Origin of the sequence: Cryobacterium sp. TMT2-14 (assembly GCF_004402465.1) — a bacterium.
Taxonomy (GTDB): Bacteria; Actinomycetota; Actinomycetes; order Actinomycetales; family Microbacteriaceae; genus Cryobacterium; species Cryobacterium sandaracinum.
The window spans coordinates 19,970-40,884 of the sequence record NZ_SOFV01000039.1; the positions used below are offsets into that span (position 1 = coordinate 19,970).

18 protein-coding genes and 1 tRNA gene are annotated in these 20,915 nt (G+C 68.9%); 7 read left to right on the top strand and 12 right to left on the bottom strand.

The annotated features are described in order from the left end of the window. Positions 1-3: 3 nt before the first annotated feature. The 5 genes from E3O28_RS12990 to topA form a co-directional block, all read right to left on the bottom strand. Positions 4-642 carry a TetR family transcriptional regulator gene (locus E3O28_RS12990; RefSeq protein ID WP_134416309.1) on the bottom strand — a complete coding sequence of 213 codons (639 nt, stop codon included), beginning with the start codon at positions 640-642 and terminating at the stop codon, positions 4-6. Between the two features lie 45 nt (positions 643-687). Further along, on the bottom strand, positions 688-2,241 hold the full coding sequence (locus tag E3O28_RS12995) for an alpha/beta hydrolase (RefSeq protein WP_241973126.1): 1,554 nt from the start codon (positions 2,239-2,241) through the stop codon (positions 688-690). A 31-nt stretch (positions 2,242-2,272) separates the two neighbouring features. Beyond that, positions 2,273-3,436, bottom strand: a complete 1,164-nt coding sequence (locus tag E3O28_RS13000; RefSeq protein ID WP_104099403.1) for a DNA polymerase III subunit delta' — start codon at positions 3,434-3,436, stop codon at positions 2,273-2,275. A gap of 319 nt (positions 3,437-3,755) precedes the next feature. Further along, entirely contained in the window at positions 3,756-4,412 is a 657-nt protein-coding gene (gene tmk / locus E3O28_RS13005; protein WP_241973127.1) for a dTMP kinase, read from the bottom strand. Further along, positions 4,409-7,432, bottom strand: a complete 3,024-nt coding sequence (gene topA, locus E3O28_RS13010; protein ID WP_104099402.1) for a type I DNA topoisomerase — start codon at positions 7,430-7,432, stop codon at positions 4,409-4,411. The genes tmk and topA overlap by 4 nt, the downstream gene beginning before the upstream one ends. Positions 7,433-7,570: 138 nt before the next feature. On the opposite strand from topA, the gene E3O28_RS13015 reads away from it, so the two are divergent. After that, entirely contained in the window at positions 7,571-7,810 is a 240-nt protein-coding gene (locus E3O28_RS13015; protein ID WP_104099401.1) for a hypothetical protein, read from the top strand. A gap of 94 nt (positions 7,811-7,904) precedes the next feature. On the opposite strand, the gene E3O28_RS13020 is transcribed toward E3O28_RS13015, so the two are convergent. From E3O28_RS13020 to E3O28_RS13040, 5 genes are all read right to left on the bottom strand, one after another. Then, positions 7,905-8,291, bottom strand: a complete 387-nt coding sequence (locus tag E3O28_RS13020) for an Rv3654c family TadE-like protein (protein ID WP_241973128.1) — start codon at positions 8,289-8,291, stop codon at positions 7,905-7,907. An 86-nt stretch (positions 8,292-8,377) separates the two neighbouring features. Further along, positions 8,378-8,860, bottom strand: coding sequence for a TadE family protein (locus E3O28_RS16420; protein ID WP_166784825.1), 483 nt, complete (start codon positions 8,858-8,860; stop codon positions 8,378-8,380). Next, positions 8,841-9,005, bottom strand: coding sequence for a DUF4244 domain-containing protein (locus E3O28_RS13030; RefSeq protein WP_233191137.1), 165 nt, complete (start codon positions 9,003-9,005; stop codon positions 8,841-8,843). Before E3O28_RS13030 ends, E3O28_RS16420 begins: the two co-directional genes overlap by 20 nt. A 367-nt stretch (positions 9,006-9,372) precedes the next feature. Continuing rightward, on the bottom strand, positions 9,373-10,302 hold the full coding sequence (locus E3O28_RS13035; protein ID WP_233191126.1) for a type II secretion system F family protein: 930 nt from the start codon (positions 10,300-10,302) through the stop codon (positions 9,373-9,375). 107 nt (positions 10,303-10,409) lie between these two features. Then, positions 10,410-11,636, bottom strand: a complete 1,227-nt coding sequence (locus tag E3O28_RS13040; protein ID WP_134416313.1) for a TadA family conjugal transfer-associated ATPase — start codon at positions 11,634-11,636, stop codon at positions 10,410-10,412. 435 nt (positions 11,637-12,071) lie between these two features. Between E3O28_RS13040 and acs the strand changes: the two genes are divergently transcribed. Then, complete coding sequence (acs, locus tag E3O28_RS13045; RefSeq protein WP_134416315.1) at positions 12,072-14,027, top strand: acetate--CoA ligase; 1,956 nt, start codon at positions 12,072-12,074, stop codon at positions 14,025-14,027. 87 nt (positions 14,028-14,114) lie between these two features. Here acs and E3O28_RS13050 read toward each other — a convergent pair whose 3' ends face one another. After that, entirely contained in the window at positions 14,115-14,585 is a 471-nt protein-coding gene (locus E3O28_RS13050) for a RidA family protein (RefSeq protein WP_134372168.1), read from the bottom strand. Positions 14,586-14,588: 3 nt separating this feature from the next. Continuing rightward, positions 14,589-14,753: a DUF4177 domain-containing protein gene (locus tag E3O28_RS13055; protein ID WP_134342594.1), complete on the bottom strand. Its 165-nt coding sequence runs from the start codon at positions 14,751-14,753 to the stop codon at positions 14,589-14,591. Positions 14,754-14,803: 50 nt separating this feature from the next. Between E3O28_RS13055 and E3O28_RS13060 the strand changes: the two genes are divergently transcribed. The 5 genes from E3O28_RS13060 (at position 14,804) to E3O28_RS13080 (ending at position 20,810) form a co-directional block, all read left to right on the top strand. Continuing rightward, on the top strand, positions 14,804-17,386 hold the full coding sequence (locus E3O28_RS13060; RefSeq protein ID WP_134416317.1) for a transglycosylase domain-containing protein: 2,583 nt from the start codon (positions 14,804-14,806) through the stop codon (positions 17,384-17,386). Then, positions 17,383-18,366 carry a metallophosphoesterase gene (locus tag E3O28_RS13065; RefSeq protein ID WP_104099394.1) on the top strand — a complete coding sequence of 328 codons (984 nt, stop codon included), beginning with the start codon at positions 17,383-17,385 and terminating at the stop codon, positions 18,364-18,366. The genes E3O28_RS13060 and E3O28_RS13065 overlap by 4 nt, the downstream gene beginning before the upstream one ends. Before the next feature lie 80 nt (positions 18,367-18,446). After that, positions 18,447-18,520, top strand: a tRNA-Pro gene (locus tag E3O28_RS13070). A 112-nt stretch (positions 18,521-18,632) separates the two neighbouring features. Continuing rightward, positions 18,633-20,102 carry a DHA2 family efflux MFS transporter permease subunit gene (locus E3O28_RS13075; RefSeq protein ID WP_134416319.1) on the top strand — a complete coding sequence of 490 codons (1,470 nt, stop codon included), beginning with the start codon at positions 18,633-18,635 and terminating at the stop codon, positions 20,100-20,102. 222 nt (positions 20,103-20,324) lie between these two features. Continuing rightward, positions 20,325-20,810 carry a VanZ family protein gene (locus E3O28_RS13080; protein WP_134416321.1) on the top strand — a complete coding sequence of 162 codons (486 nt, stop codon included), beginning with the start codon at positions 20,325-20,327 and terminating at the stop codon, positions 20,808-20,810. The last annotated feature ends 105 nt before the right edge of the window (positions 20,811-20,915 follow it).

Sequence of the window (20,915 nt, forward strand, 5' to 3'; positions counted from 1 at the left end):
AGTCTAGCTGGTCTTCAGGGTCATCTCGTACAGGTTCGCGAAGGATGCCGCGACGTGCGTGGCCAGGGGGCGGGCCGCGTCGGAGTCGGCCCAGCACCGCCAGGCGTGGCGGAGCGCAGCCACGGCCACCAGGGTGAACAGGAGCGCCCGCTGCTCAAGCTGCGCCGAGCCGGCGCCGAGCTCGGGGTGGTCGACGACGAAGCGCCGGGTGACGATCTCCTGCAGTCGACCCTCGAAGTTGCGCAGGGTGGCCATCCGCATCCCGAACAGGTAGGGATTCTCCTTCATGACCTGACGCCGCAGCTGGTGGATCTCCCGGTCACCCTCGGTGTTCCTGAGGCTGACCGAGAGCAGCGCGGCCAGCTGGGCCAGGATGTCCCCATCGCGGCCGCCGTGCACGAAGGCCTCGATCTGCTCTTCGGACGCGAGGTCGAGTTCGTCGCCGACCAGCGCGGCATCCTTCGAGGGGAAGTAGTTGAAGAAGGTGCGCGGCGACACATCGGCGAGCCGGCTGATGTCCTCGACGGTCACCTTCTCGAGCCCCCGCTCGCAGGAGAGCGTCAACACGGCGCGCTGGATGGCGCGTCGCGTTGCGAGCCGCTTACGTTCGCGTAGGCCCGGTTCCTCGTGGTGCAGCGACATGCCTCAATTCTTACACAGCGCGCAAATCTGCAGCCAGGCGGATGCTCAGCACATCGGGTCTTCGGCCGGCACCGTGCCCTTCAGCAGGTAATCGTCGACGGCCGAGTTCACACAGTCGTTCGATTTGTTGTAGGCGGTGTGCCCTTCGCCGGTGAAGGTGACGAGGTGGCCGCTGGCGAGCTGCTCCGACAGGTTCTCGGCCCACACATAGGGTGTGGCCGGGTCGTTGGTGGTGCCGATGACCAGGATCGGGTCGGCCCCCTCGGCGGCGATCTCGGACCGCTCCCCGTCAAACTGGTAGGGCCAGTTGGCGCAGCCGATGTCGCCGAACGCCATGTACTTGCCGATCGTCGGGGCGGCCTGTTCGATCTCGGCGGCCTGCGCGCGCATCGAGGCGGGATCGTCGTTGTAGCTGTAGTCCACGCAGTTGATTGCCAGAAAGGCCTCGGTCGCGTTGTCGCGGTAGGTGCCGTCGGCGGACCGGCCATTGTAGCCGTCCGCGAACTGGAAGGCCATGTCGGCGTCGCCCTGCAGAACGCTCGCGAACATCTCGCTCAGGTTCGGCCACGCGGTGGCCTGGTAGAGCGGGTAGATGATGGCGGTGAGCAGCGTGTTCGCGCCGAGTCGACGGCCGTCGGTGGCCGTGATCGGGCTGACGTCAACCGAGGCGAGCAGGGCTCCGATGGTAGTCATGGCCTCGTCGACGGTGCCATCGAAGGGGCACTCCTCGCCGGCCAGGCAGTCGGCCAGATAGGAGCGCAGCGCGTTCTCGAACCCGGTGGCCTGCACCCGGGTCACATCGGCGTTGCTGGTGGACGGGTCGAGGGCGCCGTCGAGGGCGAGGCGTCCGACCCGCTCGGGGTAGAGGTCCGCGTAGGTCGCACCGAGGAAGGTGCCGTAGGAGTAGCCGAGGAAGTTGAGCTTCTCGTCACCGAGCGCGGCGCGCAGCAGGTCGAGGTCGCGGGCTGCGCTGACGCTGTCGACGTGTGCGAGCAGGGCGCCGGTATTCTCCTGGCAGGCGGCCCCGAAGTCGACGGCGGCCGTCGACAGCTCCTGGATCCAGGCGTCGCTCCCCCGCACCGCGGCGGGCAAGCCGTAGAGGTACTCGTCCATCTCAGCCGGTTCGTAACAGCTCACCGCCGAGGAACGGCCCACCCCGCGCGGGTCGAAACCGACGACGTCGAAACCGGCCTGCAGCTTCGCATCCGTGGCGTAGTCGAGGGAATCCTTCACGAAGTCGTAACCGGAGCCGCCGGGGCCTCCGGGATTGACCAGCAGGGAACCCACCCGGGTGCCCGTGGCCGGATGCCGCACCAGCGCCAGGTCGACCGTCTCGCCGCTGCCCGGGTCGGCCCAGTCGAGCGGCGCCGAAGCCGTGGTGCACTGCAGGCCGGAGTCGCAGTCCGCCCACTTCAGCACCTGGTCATAGAACGGTTCGAGGTCGGCGTCGACCTTCTCCCCGGTCGGGACCGAGGTGGTCGGCGCCTGCCCCGGCAGGAACAGCGGCACGCAGCCGCTGAGGCCCATGGCGAGCACCAGTGCCAGGGCGGTGGCCCTGGCACGCGCCGACAGGGTGCGCACGCGAGTTCGTCTGGTCAACGGATTCCCCTTTTCTGGGACGTGTTCTCGGTCACCGGCGGATTGCCGATACGAGCATGGCCTCGAGGGCCAGCGCCGGCGCCACGTTCGATTCGATCCGCTGCCGGGCTTGGGCGATCGCGTCTAGGGTGAACAGCGTGGCGGCGGGCGCACAGACGGTTCCCGCCGCCCGCACCTCCGTGAGGAGTTCCCGGTTGATGACGCTGGTCTCCCGGCCGAGCTGCACCATGATCACGTCGCGGTACAGCGAGGTGAGGTCGACCAGGATGCGGTCGATCCCGTCGCGGAGGCTGCGGGTGGCCCTCCGCTTCTGGTCATCTTCGAGGGCCTTGATCTGGCTGCGCAGGCCGGGCGGGACCGACTGTCCCGGCTCGACGCCCAGGGAGCGCAACACGCCCTCACGCTCGGCGGCGTCGCGCTCGAGTGTGATCGCCTTCGCGTCGTCACCGGCGATGGCGAGCAGCCGGGCCGCCGCATTCACCGCCGCCGACACGCCGCGGATGCCGAGGGCCGCCCGCAGGGTCTCCTCGCGTCGCGCTCGCGCCTCGGGGTTCGTCGCCAGGCGGCGGGCCATGCCGATGTGGCTCTGCGCCTCCCGAGCGGCTCGTTCCGCGGTGGCCCGGTCGACACCGTCCCGGGCCACGAGCAGCTCGGCGACGTCGTCGATGCTCGGCACCCGCAACCGCACCGATCGCACGCGGGACCGGATCGTGGGCAGCAGGTCAGCCTCGCTGGGAGCGCAGAGAATCCACACGGTGCGCTCCGGCGGCTCTTCCAAAGCCTTGAGCAGAACGTTGGAGGTGCGCTCGACCATGCGATCGGCGTCTTCGACCACGACCACCCGGTAACGGCCCACCGACGGTGAGTACTGCGAGCGCTTCACGGCCTCTTTGACCGAGTCCATCTTGATGATGACGCCCTCGGTGGAGAGCACGGTCAGGTCGGGATGCGTCCGGGCGTCGACCAGGCGGCGGGCGCTCTCGTCACCGGCCTCGGTGCCGGGACTGAGCAGCGCGGTCGCGAAGGCGAACGCGAGGTTGGAGCGGCCCGAGCCGGGCGGCCCGGTGATCAGCCAGGCGTGCGTCATGGCCGACCCGGCGCGCGCCTCGGCGTCTCCGTCACTCGGACGTTCGGCCGCCGCGCGGAAGATCGCGATCGCTCTCGCCTGACCCGTCAGGCCATCCCACACAGTCATCGGACCAGAGTACCTTTCGTCGGTGACAGAGGGCTTAGAGCTCGTCCAGCCGGCGCCGTCAGCTGGTTGCGCCCCCGGCAGGGCCCGTCCAGTCGGCGCATTCCGTCCAGCCGGCGCAGCACCGCGCCTGATGCCGAACCAATTCGACGGAGATTTTGCCGAAAACGGCCGGTTTGGGGCCGATAACGGGGTCCAGGGCCAAAATCTCCGTCGAATTCGCACGGCGCACGGCGCACGGCGAGCCCGCGCGTGAAACGGATGCCGCCGCAGCGGCGGGCCGCCGGGCCGCAGCGGCCTCGGACATCCGTTCACTTCGCCTCTAGAGCAGCGCGGCGACCCGGTCGCGGATGACGGCGGCGATCTCGGCCACCGGACGCCCGGCGTCCACGACCAGAAACCGCTCCGGCTCGGCGTCGGCCAGGGCGAGGAACGCGGCGCGCACCCGGCGGTGAAAGTCGATCTTCTCCGCCTCGAGCCGGTCGAAGGGCTTGTTCTCAGCGTCGAGGCGGCCGCGCGCCACGGTCTCGTCGAGGTCGAGCAGCACGGTCAGCGCGGGCAACAGTCCCTCCGCCGCCCAGAGCGACAGATCACGCACCGGGGCGGCGTCGAGCACCCGTCCGGCACCCTGGTAGGCGACGGATGAGTCCAGGTAGCGGTCCTGGATCACCACTTCGCCTCGGGCGAGCGCCGGCCGCACCGCGGTCGCGATGTGCTGGGCCCGGTCGGCGGCGTAGAGGAGCGCCTCGGCCCGCGGTGCGATCTCACCGCGGTGGTGCAGCACGATCTCACGGATGGCGCCGCCGACATCCGTTCCGCCGGGCTCGCGGGTGCGCAGCACGGTGCGCCCGCTCTGCCGGAGCCAGTCGGTGAGAAGCTCCGACTGGGTCGTCTTGCCGCACCCGTCACCACCCTCGAGGGTGATGAACAGCCCGGCAGCGGCGGGACCGGTCACGGCTTCCGGAACTTCTCGGGTCACGACAGCGACGACGCCTGGGTCGCGGCCTTCGCGGCCGCGGTGGCCGCCCGGGTCGCCGCAGCTTTGGCCGCCGTCGCGGCCTTCTGAGCCGGGGTGCGCTGAGCGCGCACCGTCGTGGTGGCACCCGACGGAGTCGGCTTTTTGACGGCCGACTTCCGAGCCGGGGCCTTCCTGACCGCCGTCTTCTTCGCCGGGGCCTTCTTGACCGCCGTCTTCTTGGCCGGGGCCTTCTTCGCCGGCGCCTTCTTGACGGCCGGGCCCTTGGCGCGCTTGTCGGCGAGCAGCTGCACGGCGCGGTCGAAGTCGACCTCCTCCACCGTCTCGGCTTTCGGGATGGTGGCGTTGGTGATGCCGTCGGTGACGTAGGCGCCGAACCGGCCGTCCTTGATCTTGATCGCCTTGCCGCTCTCGGGGTCGGGAGCCTCGAACTCCTTGAGCGCGCTCGACGCCCGCCGGGCGCCGTACTTGGGCTGGGCGTACAGGTCGACCGCACCGGCCAGATCGATCTCGAAGATCTGGTCCTCGCTGGTCAGTGACCGGGTGTCCACGCCCTTCTTGAGATACGGGCCGAACTTGCCGTTCTGGGCCGTGATCTCCGCGCCCGTCTCCGGGTCGAGGCCGACCACGCGCGGCAGGGCGAGCAGATGCAGGGCCGTGTCGAGGTCGATCGTTGCGAGGTCCATGGTCTTGAACAACGAGGCCGTGCGCGGTTTCACCGCGGCGACCTTCTTCGCCGGGGGCTTGCGCTTGGGCTTCGCGGCCGCGGCCGTCGTTTTGGTCGTGGAGGCAGCCTCGGCGGCGGCCGAATCGGCAAGCAGGGTCACCTCGCCGGTGACCGGGTCGATGGTCTCGCCGGGTTCGACGACCTCGACCTCGGGCTCCAGCTCGGTGACGTAGGGGCCGAACCGGCCGTCCTTCGCCACGATCCGCTTGCCGTTCTCCGGGTTCTCGCCGATCACGCGGTCGGTGATGACCGGCGCGTCGATGAGTTCGCGGGCTTTCGCCGGGGTCAGCTCGTCGGGGGCCAGGTTCGGCGGGATGTTCACCCGGCGCGGCGGGGCATCCGGTGCCGCGCCCGGGTCGATGACCTCGAGGTAGGGACCGTACTTGCCGATGCGCAGGGTGATGTCGTCGCCGATGGGCATCGAGTTGATCGAGCGCGCGTCGATCTCGCCGAGGTTGTCGATGACCTGGCGCAGGCCGCGGTGCTTGTCGGAACCGAAGTAGAAGCTGGTCAGCCAGTCCACCCGGTCGGCTTTGCCGTCGGCGATGCGGTCGAGGTCGTCTTCCATCTCGGCGGTGAAGTCGTATTCGACCAGGTCGGAGAAGTACTCCTCGAGCAGGCGAACGACGGAGAAGGCGATCCAGTTGGGCACCAGCGACTGGCCGCGGGGGGTGACGTAGCCGCGCTCGGTGATCGTGGAGATGATCGACGCGTACGTCGAGGGGCGGCCGATGCCGAGCTCCTCGAGCTTCTTCACCAGGCTCGCCTCGGTGTAGCGGGCGGCCGGGGTGGTCTCGTGGCCCTTGGCTTCCACGTCGAGCAGGGTCAGCTTCTGGCCCTCTTCGAGCGGCGGCAGCTTGGACTCGGTGGCGTCGGTGGGTGCGTTGCGCTCCTCGTCACGGGATTCCTCATAGGCCAGCATGAAGCCGCGGAACGTGATCACGGTGCCGCTGGCGGCGAATTCCGCGAGCACCCCGGATGTCGCGGGGTGCGTGGACGTGCCGGTCGGCCCGGCCGCGATGGTCACCGACGCGGTCGAGCCGGTCGCATCCGCCATCTGCGAGGCGACGGTGCGCTTCCAGATCAGGTCATAGAGCTTGAAGTCGTTGCCGCGCAGAGTGGATGCGAGCGCCGAAGGGGTGCGGAAAGTGTCGCCGGACGGACGGATCGCCTCGTGCGCCTCCTGAGCGTTCTTGCTCTTGCCCTTGTACAGGCGGGGCTTGTCGGGCACCGTTTCGGGGCCGTAGAGCGCCGCCGCCTGGGTGCGCGCGGCCGTGATCGCCTGCTGCGACAGCGACGGCGAGTCGGTTCGCATATAGGTGATGTACCCGTTTTCGTAGAGCGACTGGGCCACGCTCATGGTCTGGCGGGCGGTGAAGCGCAGCTTGCGGGCCGCCTCCTGCTGCAGGGTCGAGGTGGTGAAGGGCGCGGCCGGGCTACGACGGTAGGGCTTGGCGGTCACCTTCGTCACGGTCAGGGCGACCGATGGTTCCTTGAGGGCGGTGGCCAGGGCGAGGGCGGATGCCTCGTCGAGCGTGACCGCCGTCACCTTGGGTTTCAGCCGGCCGAGGTCGTCGAAGTCGCCGCCGGAGGCGATGCGCTCTCCGCCCAGGCGCACGAGCTTCGACTGGAATGCGGAATCCGCCCGGGACGCGCCGGTAGCAAGCTGGGCGATGAGGTCCCAATAGCCGGCCGACACGAACGCGAGGCGCTCGCGTTCGCGTTCGACGACGAGGCGGGTGGCCGCGGACTGCACGCGGCCGGCGGACAGGCCCGGGCCGACCTTGCGCCAAAGCACGGGGGAAATCTCGTAGCCGTAGATGCGGTCGAGGATGCGCCGGGTCTCCTGCGCGTCGACGAGGGCGGTGTCGAGGTCGCGGGTGTTGTCCTTCGCCTGAAGGATGGCTTCCTTGGTGATTTCGTGGAAGACCATGCGCTTGACCGGCACCTTGGGCTGGAGGACCTGCAGCAGGTGCCAAGCGATGGCCTCGCCTTCGCGGTCCTCATCAGTCGCGAGCAGGAGTTCGTCGGCGTTCTTCATGGCCCGTTTGAGTTCGGCCACGGTCTTCTTCTTCGCGTCGGACACGACGTAGTACGGCTCGAAACCGTTTTCCACGTCGACCGAGAACTTGCCGAGCGGACCCTTTTTCAGTTCGGGTGGCAGGTTCTTGGGCTCGATCAAGTCGCGAATATGGCCGACCGAGGACAAGACCTCGTAGCCGTCGCCCAGATACGCGGCGATCGATTTCATCTTCGTCGGCGATTCGACAATGACCAGCTTCTTAGTGCCTGGCACCAGACTCCTCTTTATGGGTACGGGTCCAAGTGGGCCATGGCACACCATACACACTTCAATATGGTGCCTGCCTAATCGACCACGCCGCGCGAGACCATTGGGGGTTGCCAGGCCTGCGCTGGCGGAGACAATTGGAGCATGGCGAATTCAGCGACGGGCACGTACACCGCGAAGCTCACGGACGGCCCCCTCCAAGGCAAGACAGTCACTACCCAGTTCCTGGAATCCGGCGATCCGCGGCCGCGACTCGAGATCCCTGCCGACGGCAACAAGCGCTACCTCTATCTACGCGGCTCCGGCCTCGAATTCGACTCCAGCACATTCCCGGCTCGACCCACCGCCGTGGACTACCGCTACATCGAGGCCCTCTTCGACTGAGCCGCCCGTGGCTTTCCCGCCGGAAGCTTTCCCGCCGGAAGCTTTCCCGCCGGCGGCTTTCCCGCCGGAAGCTTTCGCGCCCGCTGAGACGAAGTCAGCCGGCGGGGCCGCCGGGCGAATCGGGCGGCCCGGCCCGTGCCTGCGCGCCCAGCTCGAACCCGAGGTAGCCGCGCACCGCGGTCACCGATGCGATCAATCCCTCCACCGTGCAGACGGTGACGGATGCCCCATTCAGCCTCGCGGCTTCGGCCGCCGCCGCGCAGGGAATCCCGGCCACGGCGCCCGAGGCGGTGTCGGCGGCGGCGAGCGCCGCGGCATCCGCTGCCCCCTGCACCGCCTGACCGACCACCAGCGCGGCGAACAGCGGCAGCAGCACCGCCGTCAGGAGCATGACCGCGCCCAGCACCCCGACAGCTAGCACCGTGCCCGAGCCGCGCTCGGGTGCTGACCAGTGCCGCCGCCGCAGAGCCCGGCGAGTCACGGTCCGCCGCCGCAGAGCCCGGCGAGTCACGGTCCGCCGCCGCAGAGCCCGGGAAGTCAGCGTCCGGGACCTCCCCCGGCGGGGCCTCACCGGCCACCGCCGAGCGCGCAGGACCCGGCCCGGAGCGTGAGGCCGAAGGCCGCGAAAGCGCCGAACGAGCTCGGTGCGCGCAGGTTCACGCAGACGAACTCACCCCGGCGCTCCGGGGTCATCGAGGCCCCCTGCACCGCCCGCTGCACCAGCCCAGAGGCCCGGTCGACGCTGTCGCCGCGGGAGAGGGACCGGGCGGCATCGGCCGCGGCATCCGTGAGGCGCACCTGCTGGCCGATCACCTGCAGGGCGCCCAGGCAGCAGGCGAGCACGAGCAGTACAGCCGGAACGACCGTCGCGAACTCGGCGGTGACGCTGCCGCGGTCGCGGGGGCGGTCCCTGGGGCCGGGGCGGCGCCGCGCGCGGCTTCGGGCGCTCGGGGCGTCGTCGGAGTGCCCGTCGGAGTGCCCGTCGGAGTGCCCGTCGGAGTGCCCGTCGGAGTGCCCTTCCGGCCGGCGGCTACCCCACGGAAAGCGCATTGCGCACCAGATCGGTCAGGATGCCGCGCACCTCGTCGCCGCGCAGGATGACGATCAACAGGCCGGCGAATCCGACCGCCGCCATCGTTGCGACGGCGTATTCGGCGGTGGCTGCACCCGTCTCGGCGCGCAGGCCGCGCGGCAGCCGGAACCGGTCGGGGCGCGGAAGCCGGGGTGCCGGTGCCGCCTTGCGCAGAGAATCGTGGCCGAGGCCGGGGCCGGTGGTCGCTGCGTCGATCGTGCCGGTGGCGCGCTCGGCGATCAGGTTCCTGGTCAGGTTGGTGACCTCGTCGGTGGCCGGTTCAACGATCGGTCGCAGGGCCTGACCCCTGGTCGGTTTGGCGGCCTGATCGGTGGTCGGTGTCAGGGCAGAATCGGTGGTCGGTTCGATGGTGGGCATTCGTTCGTCTCCTTCTCGCGTCGGGCGACGCGGTGTGTGGGCGGCACGAGTGGTCTCAGACTGGCGCGGGCGAGGGCGGAACACCGACAGCCGCTCGCTTCGGTGCAGAACTTCAGAAAACGAGCACTGTGGACGAGAGGACGGTCATCAACAGCGGCAGAACTCCGACCAGCATGAATGCGGGCAGCACGCACACCCCGAGCGGGATCATGAGCGTGACCGCGAGGGTGGCGGCCCGGTGCTGGCCGTCGCTGCGGGCCTGCCGACGCAGCTGGTCGGCCTCGCTTCGCAACAGCTCCGCGGCGGGAACGCCGGCGCGCACCGACAGAGCGAGCACCCGGTCGATGCTGGCCGCCGAGTCCGCGCGGTGCAGGGCGAACCGCTCTGCCGCCGCGTCGACCAGGGTCCGGGCGCGGTCGACGGAGCCGCCGCCGGTCATGGCGATGGCGGTGAGGTCCAGTTCGAGCCCGGGGGTCGGGTCCCGTGCCCGGGCGGAGTGCACGAGCCGCCGGTTCCAGCGGTCCGCCGCCAGCATGAGGGCGCCGCCGCCGGCGAGGCAGGCCCAGCCGGGTGCGGTGAGGAATAGCGTCTGCAGCGTGTTGAAGCCCAGAAGGCTGCCGAACAGCACACCGACGACCGGCAGGAACGCGACCATCCGTGCCGTGGCGCTCGGGCCGGCGAGCGCCACGGCGAGGTCGGCATGCAACTGGCCGAGGTCCCGGAAGGATGACGCCAGTTGCCGCAGGCAGGAGGCCAGCGGCGCTCCGGCCTGGGTGGCCACCTGCCAGGCCGCGGCGAGGCCCAGCCAGGCGGCGCCGATCTGGCCGCCGAGTGCGCGGGCCTCGGCGGCCACGGCGTCGGCGATGTTGTCGCCGCGGCGCCCGGCGTCGGCCGCCGCCCGGATGATCTGTGCCCCCGAAGAGGGCGGTGTCGGCGACAGAGACTTTTCGCCGACGGGGTGCGAAGCGACGGGTTCGAGGTAGGCCCACGCGGATGCCGGGGAGACGCCGGCGGCGAGGAGAACCGCGATGCGTTGGGTCACCTGCGCCACCTCCTCGATGGCCGGGCTGGGCGGACCGTGCCGCCGTTTCACGCCGAGCCACGTGCCGAGTCTCCTGCCGACTCTCCTGCCAAGTCTCGTGCCGACTCTCATTCCGACTCTCCAGTCTCGGCGGCCGCGGCGGCCCGCCGCCCGTGTGTGCGGACCGGTCTGGGCGGGCCGGACTCCCCCGGGGCCCAGCGGTTCCCCGGGGCCCAGCGGTTCCCCGGGGCCGCGGCGATCACCAGCAGGCGATCCCGGGCGTCCAGCGCGAACCGGCCGAGCGGAGCGAGCCGACGGCGGCCCTCGCGGCGCTCGAGGTGCAGCACCAGCCCGATCGCGCTCACCGCCTGCCGCGCCACCGCTTCCGGACTTAGTCCGGCGAGAGCGCCGAGGGCCTCGAGTCGGGCCGGAACGTCGTGCAGGGAGTTCGCGTGCAGGGTACCGGCGCCGCCGTCGTGGCCGGTGTTGAGCGCGGCCAGCAGCTCCCGGATCTCGGCACCGCGGCATTCGCCGAGCACCAGCCGGTCGGGGCGCATCCGTAACGCCTCGCGCAGGAGACTCTCCAGGCCGATCCGGCCGGCACCCTCGAGGTTCGGCTGCCGTGCCTCGAGCGCCACGACATGCGGGTGGTCTATGCGCAGTTCGGCGACGTCCTCGATGGCCACGATGCGTTCCCCAGGCGGTGCCTCGCCCAGCAGCGCCGCGAGCAGGGTGGTCTTGCCGCTGCCGGCGGCTCCCGTGATGAGCAGGTTCTCGCGCCGGTGCACGGCCACGCGCAGCCGGTCAGCGACGGCGACGGATGCCTCCCCCACCCCGAACAGACCCCCGGCGGCGAGCGTGGCGAGGCTCAGCCGCTCGGCGCGAGGCAGCCGGATGGACAGCAGCGTGCCCGTGCTCGACGCCGGCGGCAGCACCGCATGCACCCGGATGCCGTCGGACAGTCGCACATCGACGCAGGGGCTGGCCTCGTCGATGTGGCGCCCGCCGAGGGCGATCAGGCGCACCGCCAATTCCCGCACAGCCGGTTCCGGGCAGCTCCACTGCGGGGCGTGCAGAAGTCCGTGGCCGGCATCCACCCACAGGCCGGCGGCGCCGTTGACGAACAGATCGGTGACCTCGCCGTCGGCGGCGAATTCGGCGAGCGGGCCGAGCACGAACACGTCGAGGGGCCGGATCGCCGGCAGCACACCGGGGCTGAGCACACCGGGGCTGAGAGCACCGGGGCTGAGCGCACCGGGCGGCCGGGCATCCGTGCGGCGGTCGGTAGCACCGTTGGGAGGGCGGGCAGGCGCGGACCTGCCATATGACGGGACGGCGACGAACGGCTCGGGCATGCCCCGACGTTAGATCGGCGGTGGGAGCGCACCCGGCCCCTGCGCCGGATCGAGGAGAACCCGGGCCGACCGCCGGCTGGGGAGGACCGGGACGCACCACGGCGAAAAACCACTGGTTAAAAAGGGGGGCGGCACCTATTGGGGGGAACAGGTGCCGCCTCGGCAGTGCGCTGATTGGGGGGAACCAGACACACCGCAGGTCAAAACTTTCGTTCAGACAAAGATAAATGTACAAGGGGAATTACAGATGCGCAAGTCCCCCGTGTCCTCATAAATGAGGACACAGAACCCGGGTGCCTGATGAGACCACAATTGGGGGTGGGAACTCGCCGCAATTCCGCGCAACCTGGGCGACACATGTCGCCGTGTAGGGTTCAGGAGGGGCTGGTTCACGCGCCCGATACACGCAGCGCATCGCAAAGGAGCGACATACGTATGAGCGTCAAGATCGATAACCTTCTCCATGAATCCCGCAGATTCCCGCCGACACCGGAATTTGCCGCACAATCCATCGCGAAGCCGCAGATCTATCAGGACGCCGCGGACGACCGATTGAAATTCTGGGCTGATCAGGCCCGCGAGCTTCTGCACTGGCATGAGCCGTTCACAAAAACCCTGGACTGGACCAATCCACCGTTCGCCAAATGGTTCGAAGACGGCGAATTGAACGTGGCCTGGAACTGCCTCGACCGGCACGTGCTGGCCGGCAACGGCGACCGGGTCGCGCTGCACTTCGAGGGTGAGCCGGGAGACTCCCGCGACATCACATATGCCGAGCTCACTGCCGAAGTGAAGCGTGCTGCGAATGTGCTGACAAAACTCGGCGTGAATGCCGGGGACCGCGTCGCGATCTACCTGCCGATGATCCCGGAGGCCGTCATCTCGATGCTCGCCGTGGCCCGCATCGGCGCCGTGCACTCGGTCATCTTCGGCGGTTTCAGCGCCGAAAGCCTCCGTTCGCGCATCGATGACGCCAGCGCCGTGCTCGTGATCACCGCCGACGGCGGTTACCGCAAGGGCAAGGCGTCCGCTCTCAAGCCGGCCGTCGACGCGGCTCTGGAGGGCGGCGAGACCACCGTGCGCAACGTGCTCGTGGTCAAGCGCACCGACGGCTTCGTGGAGTGGTTCGACCGCGACCTGTGGTGGCACGACGAGCTCGCCTCGGTCGCGGGAGAGCATGAGGCGCTGGGCTTCCCGGCCGAGAACCCGCTGTTCATCCTCTACACGTCCGGCACCACCGGCAAGCCCAAGGGCATCCTGCACACCACCGGTGGCTACCTCACGCAGGTGGCGTTCACCCACAAGAACGTGTTCGACCTGCACCCCGAGACTGATGTCTACTGGTGCACCGCCGACGTCGGCTGGATCACCGGCCACAGCTACGTGGTCTACGGCCCGCTCGCCAACGGCGCCACCCAAGTGCTCTTCGAGGGCACCCCGGACACCCCGCACCCCGGCCGGTGGTGGGAAATCGTTGAGAAGTACAAGGTGAGCATCCTGTACACGGCGCCCACGGCCATCCGTACCTTCATGAAGCTGGGTCGCCAGATCCCGCAGGGCTTCAACCTGACCAGCCTGCGCCTGCTCGGTTCGGTGGGCGAGCCCATCAACCCGGAGGCGTGGATGTGGTATCGCGAGGTCATCGGCGGCAATGTCGCGCCGGTGGTCGACACCTGGTGGCAGACCGAGACCGGCGCGATCATGATTTCCGCCCTGCCCGGCGTGACGACGACCAAGCCCGGATCGGCGCAGAGCCCGATCCCCGGCGTCGTGATCGACGTGCTCGACGACGAGGGAAACCACGTGGGCCGCGACAACGGTGGCCTGCTCGTGGTGACCGAACCGTGGCCGTCGATGCTGCGCGGCATCTGGGGTGACCCGGAGCGCTTCAAGGAGACGTACTGGGAGAAGTTTGGATCGGAGAACCCGCGCTACTTCGCCGGTGATGGCGCCCGCCTCGACCGTGACGGTGAGATCTGGCTGCTCGGCCGGGTCGACGACGTGATGAACGTGTCGGGGCACCGTCTGTCCACGGCCGAGATCGAGTCGTCGCTGGTGGCGCACCCGATGACCGCCGAGGCGGCCGTGGTCGGCGCGCACGACGACACGACCGGCCAGGCGGTGGTGGCGTTCGTCATCATCAAGTACAGCCACCTGGAGGAGTCCTCGCACGCGGACATCCAGGCCGTGCTGCGGGCGCACGTGTCCCAGCAAATCGGTGCCATCGCGAGGCCCCGCCAGATCTTCATCGTGAGCGAGCTGCCGAAGACTCGCTCGGGCAAGATCATCCGGCGTCTGCTGCAGGATGTCGCGGAGGGCCGCGAGGTCGGCGACACCACCACCCTCGCTGACACCTCGGTGATGACGGCGATCATGTCCACCCTGAAGTAAGCAGCGTCTAACCAATTCGTTCGGGCACGCACCCGAGTAGACACACGAAAGCGGGCAGGCCCAGTGGGCCTGCCCGCTTTCTGGGGCTCAGGCGAAGGAGACGATGAGCTCCAGCTCGACCGGGGAATCCAACGGCAGCACAGCGACGCCGACGGCCGAGCGGGCATGCACGCCCCGGTCGCCGAAGATCTCGCCGAGCACCTGGGAGGCACCGTTGACGACACCGGGCTGGCCGGTGAACGACGGGTCGGATGCGACGAAGCCGGTGACCTTGACGACCTGCGTGACTCGGTCCAGCGATCCGATCGCGGCCTGGATGGCGGCAAGCGCGTTGAGCGCGCACTGCCGGGCGTAGTCATAGGCGTCGGCGGCCGGCACGAGTCCGTGGCCGTCGCCGACCTTGCCGGTGGCCGGCAGCGCCCCCGAGATCATCGGCAGCTGACCGCTGGTGAACACCAGCGAGCCGGAGACCACGGCCGGCACATAGCTGGCCACGGGCGGCACGACGCTCGGCAGCTCGATGCCGAGCTCGGCCAGCCGGGCAGCGATCTGCGCCACGTTTCAGGCTCCTTCGGTGGCGACGGGGCGCTTGAGGTAGGCGACAAGCCCACCCTCGGGTCCGGGAACGACCTGCACGAGCTCCCAGCCCTCCGAGCCCCAGTTGTTCAAAATGGCAGCTGTGTTGTGAATCATCAGCGGCGTCGTAAGGTACTCCCAGGCAGGCATAAGGCTCCGATTCAGGCGGTTATTCAGATTTGTCACTTAGTCTCAATAGTATGTCTGCCAAAAATCGTACGGTCAGTGGAGCGCTCGGCGGGTTCCTCGGTTTCGTCGGGATGAGCGCCGTGGCCGGCGTCCTCGTCGCCGCCGCTGTCACCCCCGCTCTGGCCCTCTCCGGCATGACAGCCACGAACACGATCAACATGTTCGAGAGCCTCCCCGACTACCTCGCGATCGACCAGCTGGCGCAGAAGAGCAACATCTACGCGACCAACGCCGACGGCAGCCCCCTGCTTTTGGCCTCGTTCTACGATCAGAACCGGGTGGAAGTCGAGTGGGACGCGATCAGCCCGTTCGTGAAGGATTCCGTGATCGCGGGCGAGGACCCCCGCTTCTATGAGCATGGCGGCATCGACCTCGAGGGCACCGTCAAGGGCGTCGTGAGCACCGTGGCCACCGGCACCGCGCGCGGCGGCTCCTCGATCACCCAGCAGTACGTGAAAAACGTGCAGGTGCAGAAGTGCGAGGCTCTGGCCGACGAAAAGAAGCGCATGAGCTGCTACGACACGGCCACGGAGACCACCCCCGACCGCAAGCTCAAGGAGATGCGCCTCGCCATCGGCGTGGAGAAGCAGTACGCGAAAGACGACATCCTTCGCCAGTACCTGAACATCGCCGGTTTCGGCGGCACGGTCTACGGCATCGAATCGGCCGCCAACTACTACTACAACACCACCGCCGCGGGCCTGTCACTGGCGCAGGCGGCGAGCCTGGTGGCGATCGTGAACAACCCGGTCAAGTTCCAGCTCGACAACCCGGACAGCGAAACCAACGGCGTCGCCAACGGGTATGCCGCCAACAAGGAACGCCGCGACTACATCCTGGGCGAGATGCTCAAGTACCAGAAGATCACCCAGGAAGACCACGACGCCGCCCTGGCCACCGTGATCGAGCCCACCATCACGGAACCCAGCACCGGGTGTGCGACAGCCGGCGGCAGCGCCTACTTCTGCGACCTGGTCGTCAACACCCTGCGGAACGACCCCTCCTTCGGTGAAGACGAAGTCACCCGCATGGCCAACTTCCGTCGTGGCGGCTACGAGATCTACACCACGCTCGACCTCGACCTGCAGAACGCCGCCGAGACCACCATGAAGAAGCACGTGCCGAAGCAGTACGGGGACTGGGACGTGGGCGGTGTGATCACCAGCGTCGAGGTGGGCACCGGCCGAGTGTTGGCCATGACCCAGAACAAGGATTACAGCCAGGACCCGGCCGTGACCGAGAACAATAATGACTACACGGGCATCAACTACAACACCAACTCCAACGAGGGCGGCTCGCTCGGGTTCCAGCCCGGCTCGACCTACAAGGTCTTCACCCTCGCCGAGTGGCTGACCCAGGGGCACACGCTCAACGAGCGCGTCGACTCCCGCCGCAAGAGCGACTGGGGCGTGTTCAAGAACAGCTGTGAAGGCAACCAGAGCTATGTCTTCAACCCCAAGAACGACGCGAACGAGCCCGGCACCAACTACAGCGCGCTGCAGTCGACGATCGACTCCATCAACACCGGCTTCATCGGCATGGCGAAGAAGCTGGACCAGTGCGGCATCGCCACGATGGCCAACTCCTTCGGAGTGGGCCGCGCCGACCTGAAGCCTCTCGAACAAGGCCCCTCGGCCGTGCTCGGCACGAACGAGGTCGCGCCGCTCAGCATGGCCATCGCCTTCGCCGGCATCGCCAACAACGGCGTCAGCTGCAGCCCGATCGTGATCGACCGGATCGTCGGCGGCGACGGCGTCGACATGACCCCGCCGCAGACCAAGTGCACCCAGGCGGTCACCCCTGAGGTCGACGCCGGCATGACGTATGCCATGCAAAAGGTGATGACCGAAGGCTCGGGACGCGCGTCGAATTCCGCGACCTCCCCGAAGGTGCCGATGATCGGCAAGACCGGAACCACCGACGGCAACAAGGACACCTGGATGAGCGGCGCGAGCACCAAGGTCGCCACGGTGATCGGCGTCGTCAGCGTCACCGGCGACATCAACCAGCGTCTTGTGGACGACTGGGAGGGCGGCACGGCTGCCACCGCCCGTCACCGCATGTGGCCGGAGGTGATGAGCGTCGCGAACGCGAAGTACGGCGGAGACGCCTTCGCCGAGGCATCCAACAAGGTGCTGCAGGCCGTTCAGATTCCGGTCCCCGACCTGCGCGGTAAGTCGATGAGCGAAGCGGCCTCCACCCTGACCTCGGCCGGCTTCGACGTGGTCGACGGCGGTGTGACCGACTCCGAGATGCCCGCCGGCACCGTGGCCCGCACCGACCCGGCCGGCGGCAGCAGCGCCAGCCGCGGCTCGACCGTGACCGTCTACTCCAGCAACGGTGTGCTCAAGATCGTGCCCGATGTCGTGGGCAAGACCGAGGCCGAAGCTACCTCCACCCTGGCGGGCTTCGGCATCGTCAAGCAGGAGCAGGACGTCACCGATCCGAAGCAGGTCGGCACGGTGCTCTCCATGACACCGACCGCCGGCTCCGGCGCCGCGGCGGGCAGCTCCGTCACGATCGTGGTCGGCAAGCTTGCCGCCGGCGCGAAGCCCGACGCGAAACCCGACGCGAACGGCGGGGGCAACGGATGACCCGCGCCAACTCCGCAGGCACCTCCCTGGCCGTCAGCGCCGGGGTGGTAGCCGCGGCCGGAGTCGTCGCGTTCGCCTGGGGCTCTCTCGTGGAGCGCCGCATGTTCACCCTCCGCGAGGTTCTCGTTCCGGTGCTCGCGCCGGGATCCGCCCCGATCAAGGTGCTGCACCTCTCCGACCTGCACATGGCACCGTGGCAGCGGGATAAACAGGACTGGGTGCGCGGCTTGGCCGACCTCGCGCCGGACCTGATCGTGAACACGGGCGACAACCTCGGTCACGCCGACGGCATTTCCGGGATCGAGTATGCCCTCGAACCGTTCCGCGGCATTCCGGGCATCTTCGTCAACGGGTCGAACGACTACTACGGGCCGCAGTTGAAGAACCCGATGCGGTACTTTCGTGCCCCGTCGACGCTTCGCTCGGCGTTTCACGAGAAGCTCGACATCGCCCACCTGCACCGGGTGTTCGGCGACCTCGGCTGGATCGACCTCGACAACGCGGCGGCCGCGCTCGACATCAACGGCACCCACCTGGAGCTGTTCGGGGTGGATGACCCGCACATCGGGCTCGACCGCCTCGACCTGATCACCCGGGCGATCGACGACCTGCGCGCGAACGACCCGTTGTCGGAGGAGCACTGGCCCGACCCCGAGGAGGCGACCCCGCCGCGGTCGACGCTCACGGTGGGCGTCGCCCACGCGCCCTACCAGCGGGTGCTCAACTCGTTCGTCAACCATGGTGCCCAACTGATCCTGGCCGGGCACACGCACGGCGGGCAGGTGTGCGTTCCCCGGTACGGCGCCCTCGTCACCAACTGCGACATCCCACGCAAGCAGGTCAAGGGCCTCAGCCTCTGGGACTCCGGACTGCACACCTCGTACCTGAACGTGTCCGCGGGGCTCGGCACGTCGATCTACGCGCCGGTGCGGTTCGCCTGCGCGCCGGAGGCGACCCTGCTCACGCTGACGGCGGCGTAGCGGGGGTATCGGCAGGCTCGGCACCGGATGGTCGTGGTACGGCATCCGGGGGGTTATACTTGTTAAGGCTTACGGGCCATCGGGGTATGGCGCAGCTTGGTAGCGCGCGTCGTTCGGGACGACGAGGTCGCAGGTTCAAATCCTGTTACCCCGACAGATATGCAAAACCCTCACTCTTCGGAGTGGGGGTTTTTGTAGTTGGTGTTTGGTAGTTGATGTTTGGTGCGGCCGGGCCGGCGCGGCCAGAAGCGCGAGAGGATCATGTCATGACCGATTCCAGCCCGGGTCTCCCCGCACCTGTCGCTATCCCACGGCATGCCTGGCAGGCCCTGATCGTGCTGCTGGCCGGCATGTTCATGGCGCTGCTCGACACCACGATCGTGAATGTGGCGCTTCCGACCATCCGTACCAGCCTGGATGCCTCGGAGGCCACCCTCTCCTGGATCATCTCCGGCTACGCGCTCGCCTTCGGGATCGCGCTGATCCCGGCCGGGCGGCTCGGCGACCGCATCGGCCACAAGTGGGTCTTCTTCACCGGTCTGCTGCTGTTCACCCTGGCCAGCCTCGCCTGCGGGCTCGCGCAGAACGATCTGCAGCTGATCATCGCCCGGGTCGTGCAGGGGCTTGCCGGCGGCATGTTCGTGCCGGCCGTGACCGCTGTGATCCAGCTTCTGTTCCCGCCCATCACCCGCGGCAAGGCGTTCGCGATCATGGGCACGGTGATCGGCGTATCCACGGCGCTCGGCCCGATCATCGGCGGCCTGATCATCGAGGCCTTCGGCGACGAGAACGGATGGCGCCTGGTCTTCTGGGTCAACCTGCCGATCGGCATCGTCGCCCTCGTCGCGGCGGCGATCCTGTTGCCGGCCGGCTCCGAACGTGCCCCGGGCACCCCGAGCGGCGGCATCGACTGGGTGGGCCTGCTGCTGATCTCCGGCGGGCTCGTGGCGCTGCTCGTTCCCCTGATCGAGGGCGAGGACCAGAACTGGCCGCTCTGGACCTACCTGACCCTGGCGGCGGGGGCGCTGTTGATTGTGGCATTCGGCTTCTGGGAGGTGGCGTACACCCGGTGGGGCAAGAGCCCGCTGGTGCCGCCGCGGCTGTTCCGGCACCCGGCGTTCACCGGCGGCATCGTGCTCGCGCTGGTCTACTTCGCCGCGTTCACCAGCATCTTCTTCACCATTTCGATCCTCTGGCAGGCCGGCCTCGGGCACACCGCCCTCGAGTCGGGGCTGGTATCGATCCCGTTCGCGATCGGAACCATCATCGGCGCCTCGCAGAGCAACCGGCTGGCGCAGCGGCTCGGCCGCACCGTGCTGATCATCGGCGTGTCCCTGGTCACCATCGGCCTGGTCTGGGTCTGGCTCGCCCTGCTCCTGATCGGCCCGGCGATCACCAACTGGGAGCTGCTGCCGCCGCTGCTGATCGCGGGTCTCGGCAGCGGATTCTTCATCGCGCCGAACGCCCAGTTCATCGTGGCGACCGTGGACCGCTCCGAGGCCGGTGCGGCCAGCGGCGTGGTCGGCGTGATGCAGCGGGTCGGCAGCGCCGTGGGCATCGCCGTGATCGGCAGCGTCTTCTTCGGCACGCTGGTCGTGGCCGGCCCCGGTGCGGAGGCCGTCGCCGCCGGCTTCACCGACAGCGCCACCGCGGCGATGGGCGTGAGCGCCGCGTTCAGCGTGCTGGCACTGCTGCTCGTCTTCGTGCTGCCGAAGCGGGTGTCGGCCGGGCGGTAGGGGCGGGGTTCCCGTCGTGAGGGTGCCCGTTCCGGTCGAGAGCGCCCGCTTTACCAGTCACTCTCGACCGGAATAGAAGTGGTCGGCGGTGGGCATCCTTCGGCTCAGAGCGTATTTGCGAGCCCCCGCGCACGGATGCGTCTACGGTAAATAGATCGACAGTGTTGCGGTCAGGTCCCGGCGCCGTCGGTTCGCCGATCGTGACGTACCGGGAGGCGAGACATGACCGACGCGAGTCGCACTCCCCCGCCGAGACCGCCGGGCCCTGCCGCGGCGGGCGGAGCCGCGCCCACCCGGCTGCGCCGGTGGGCGCCCTGGCTCATGCTCGCCTATCTGGTCGCGCTGGCCTTCATCGCGTTCTGGCCGGTGCCGGTCGACCGGGCGGCATACGATTCACTCCTGGCCCTTATCGATTGGCTGCAGGAACACGGCGCGCCCGGCTGGGTGCGCTACGGCCTGGTCGAGTTCATCGCCAACATCGCCCTGTTCGTGCCGGTCGGCCTGTTCGTCGTGCTCGTGGCCGGCGCACGACGGTGGTGGCTGGCCGTGCTGGTCGGGTTCGCGGCGAGCTGCACCATCGAGCTCGGGCAGCTGATCTTCCTGCCGGACCGCTTCGCCACCCTCGCCGATGTGGTCGCGAACACGGTCGGGGCCGCCGTCGGCACGGTGCTCGGGCTGGTTCTGTTGCGCGGCGGCCGCGGGCGCTGACGGGGACTGCAGGTCGGGTGCGGGTGTGCGCCGGGGTGCCCGTCGGCACGTGCACTTGCCTTTTCTGTGGCTAACTCAGGAGATCCGGGATGGGCCTCGGTATCC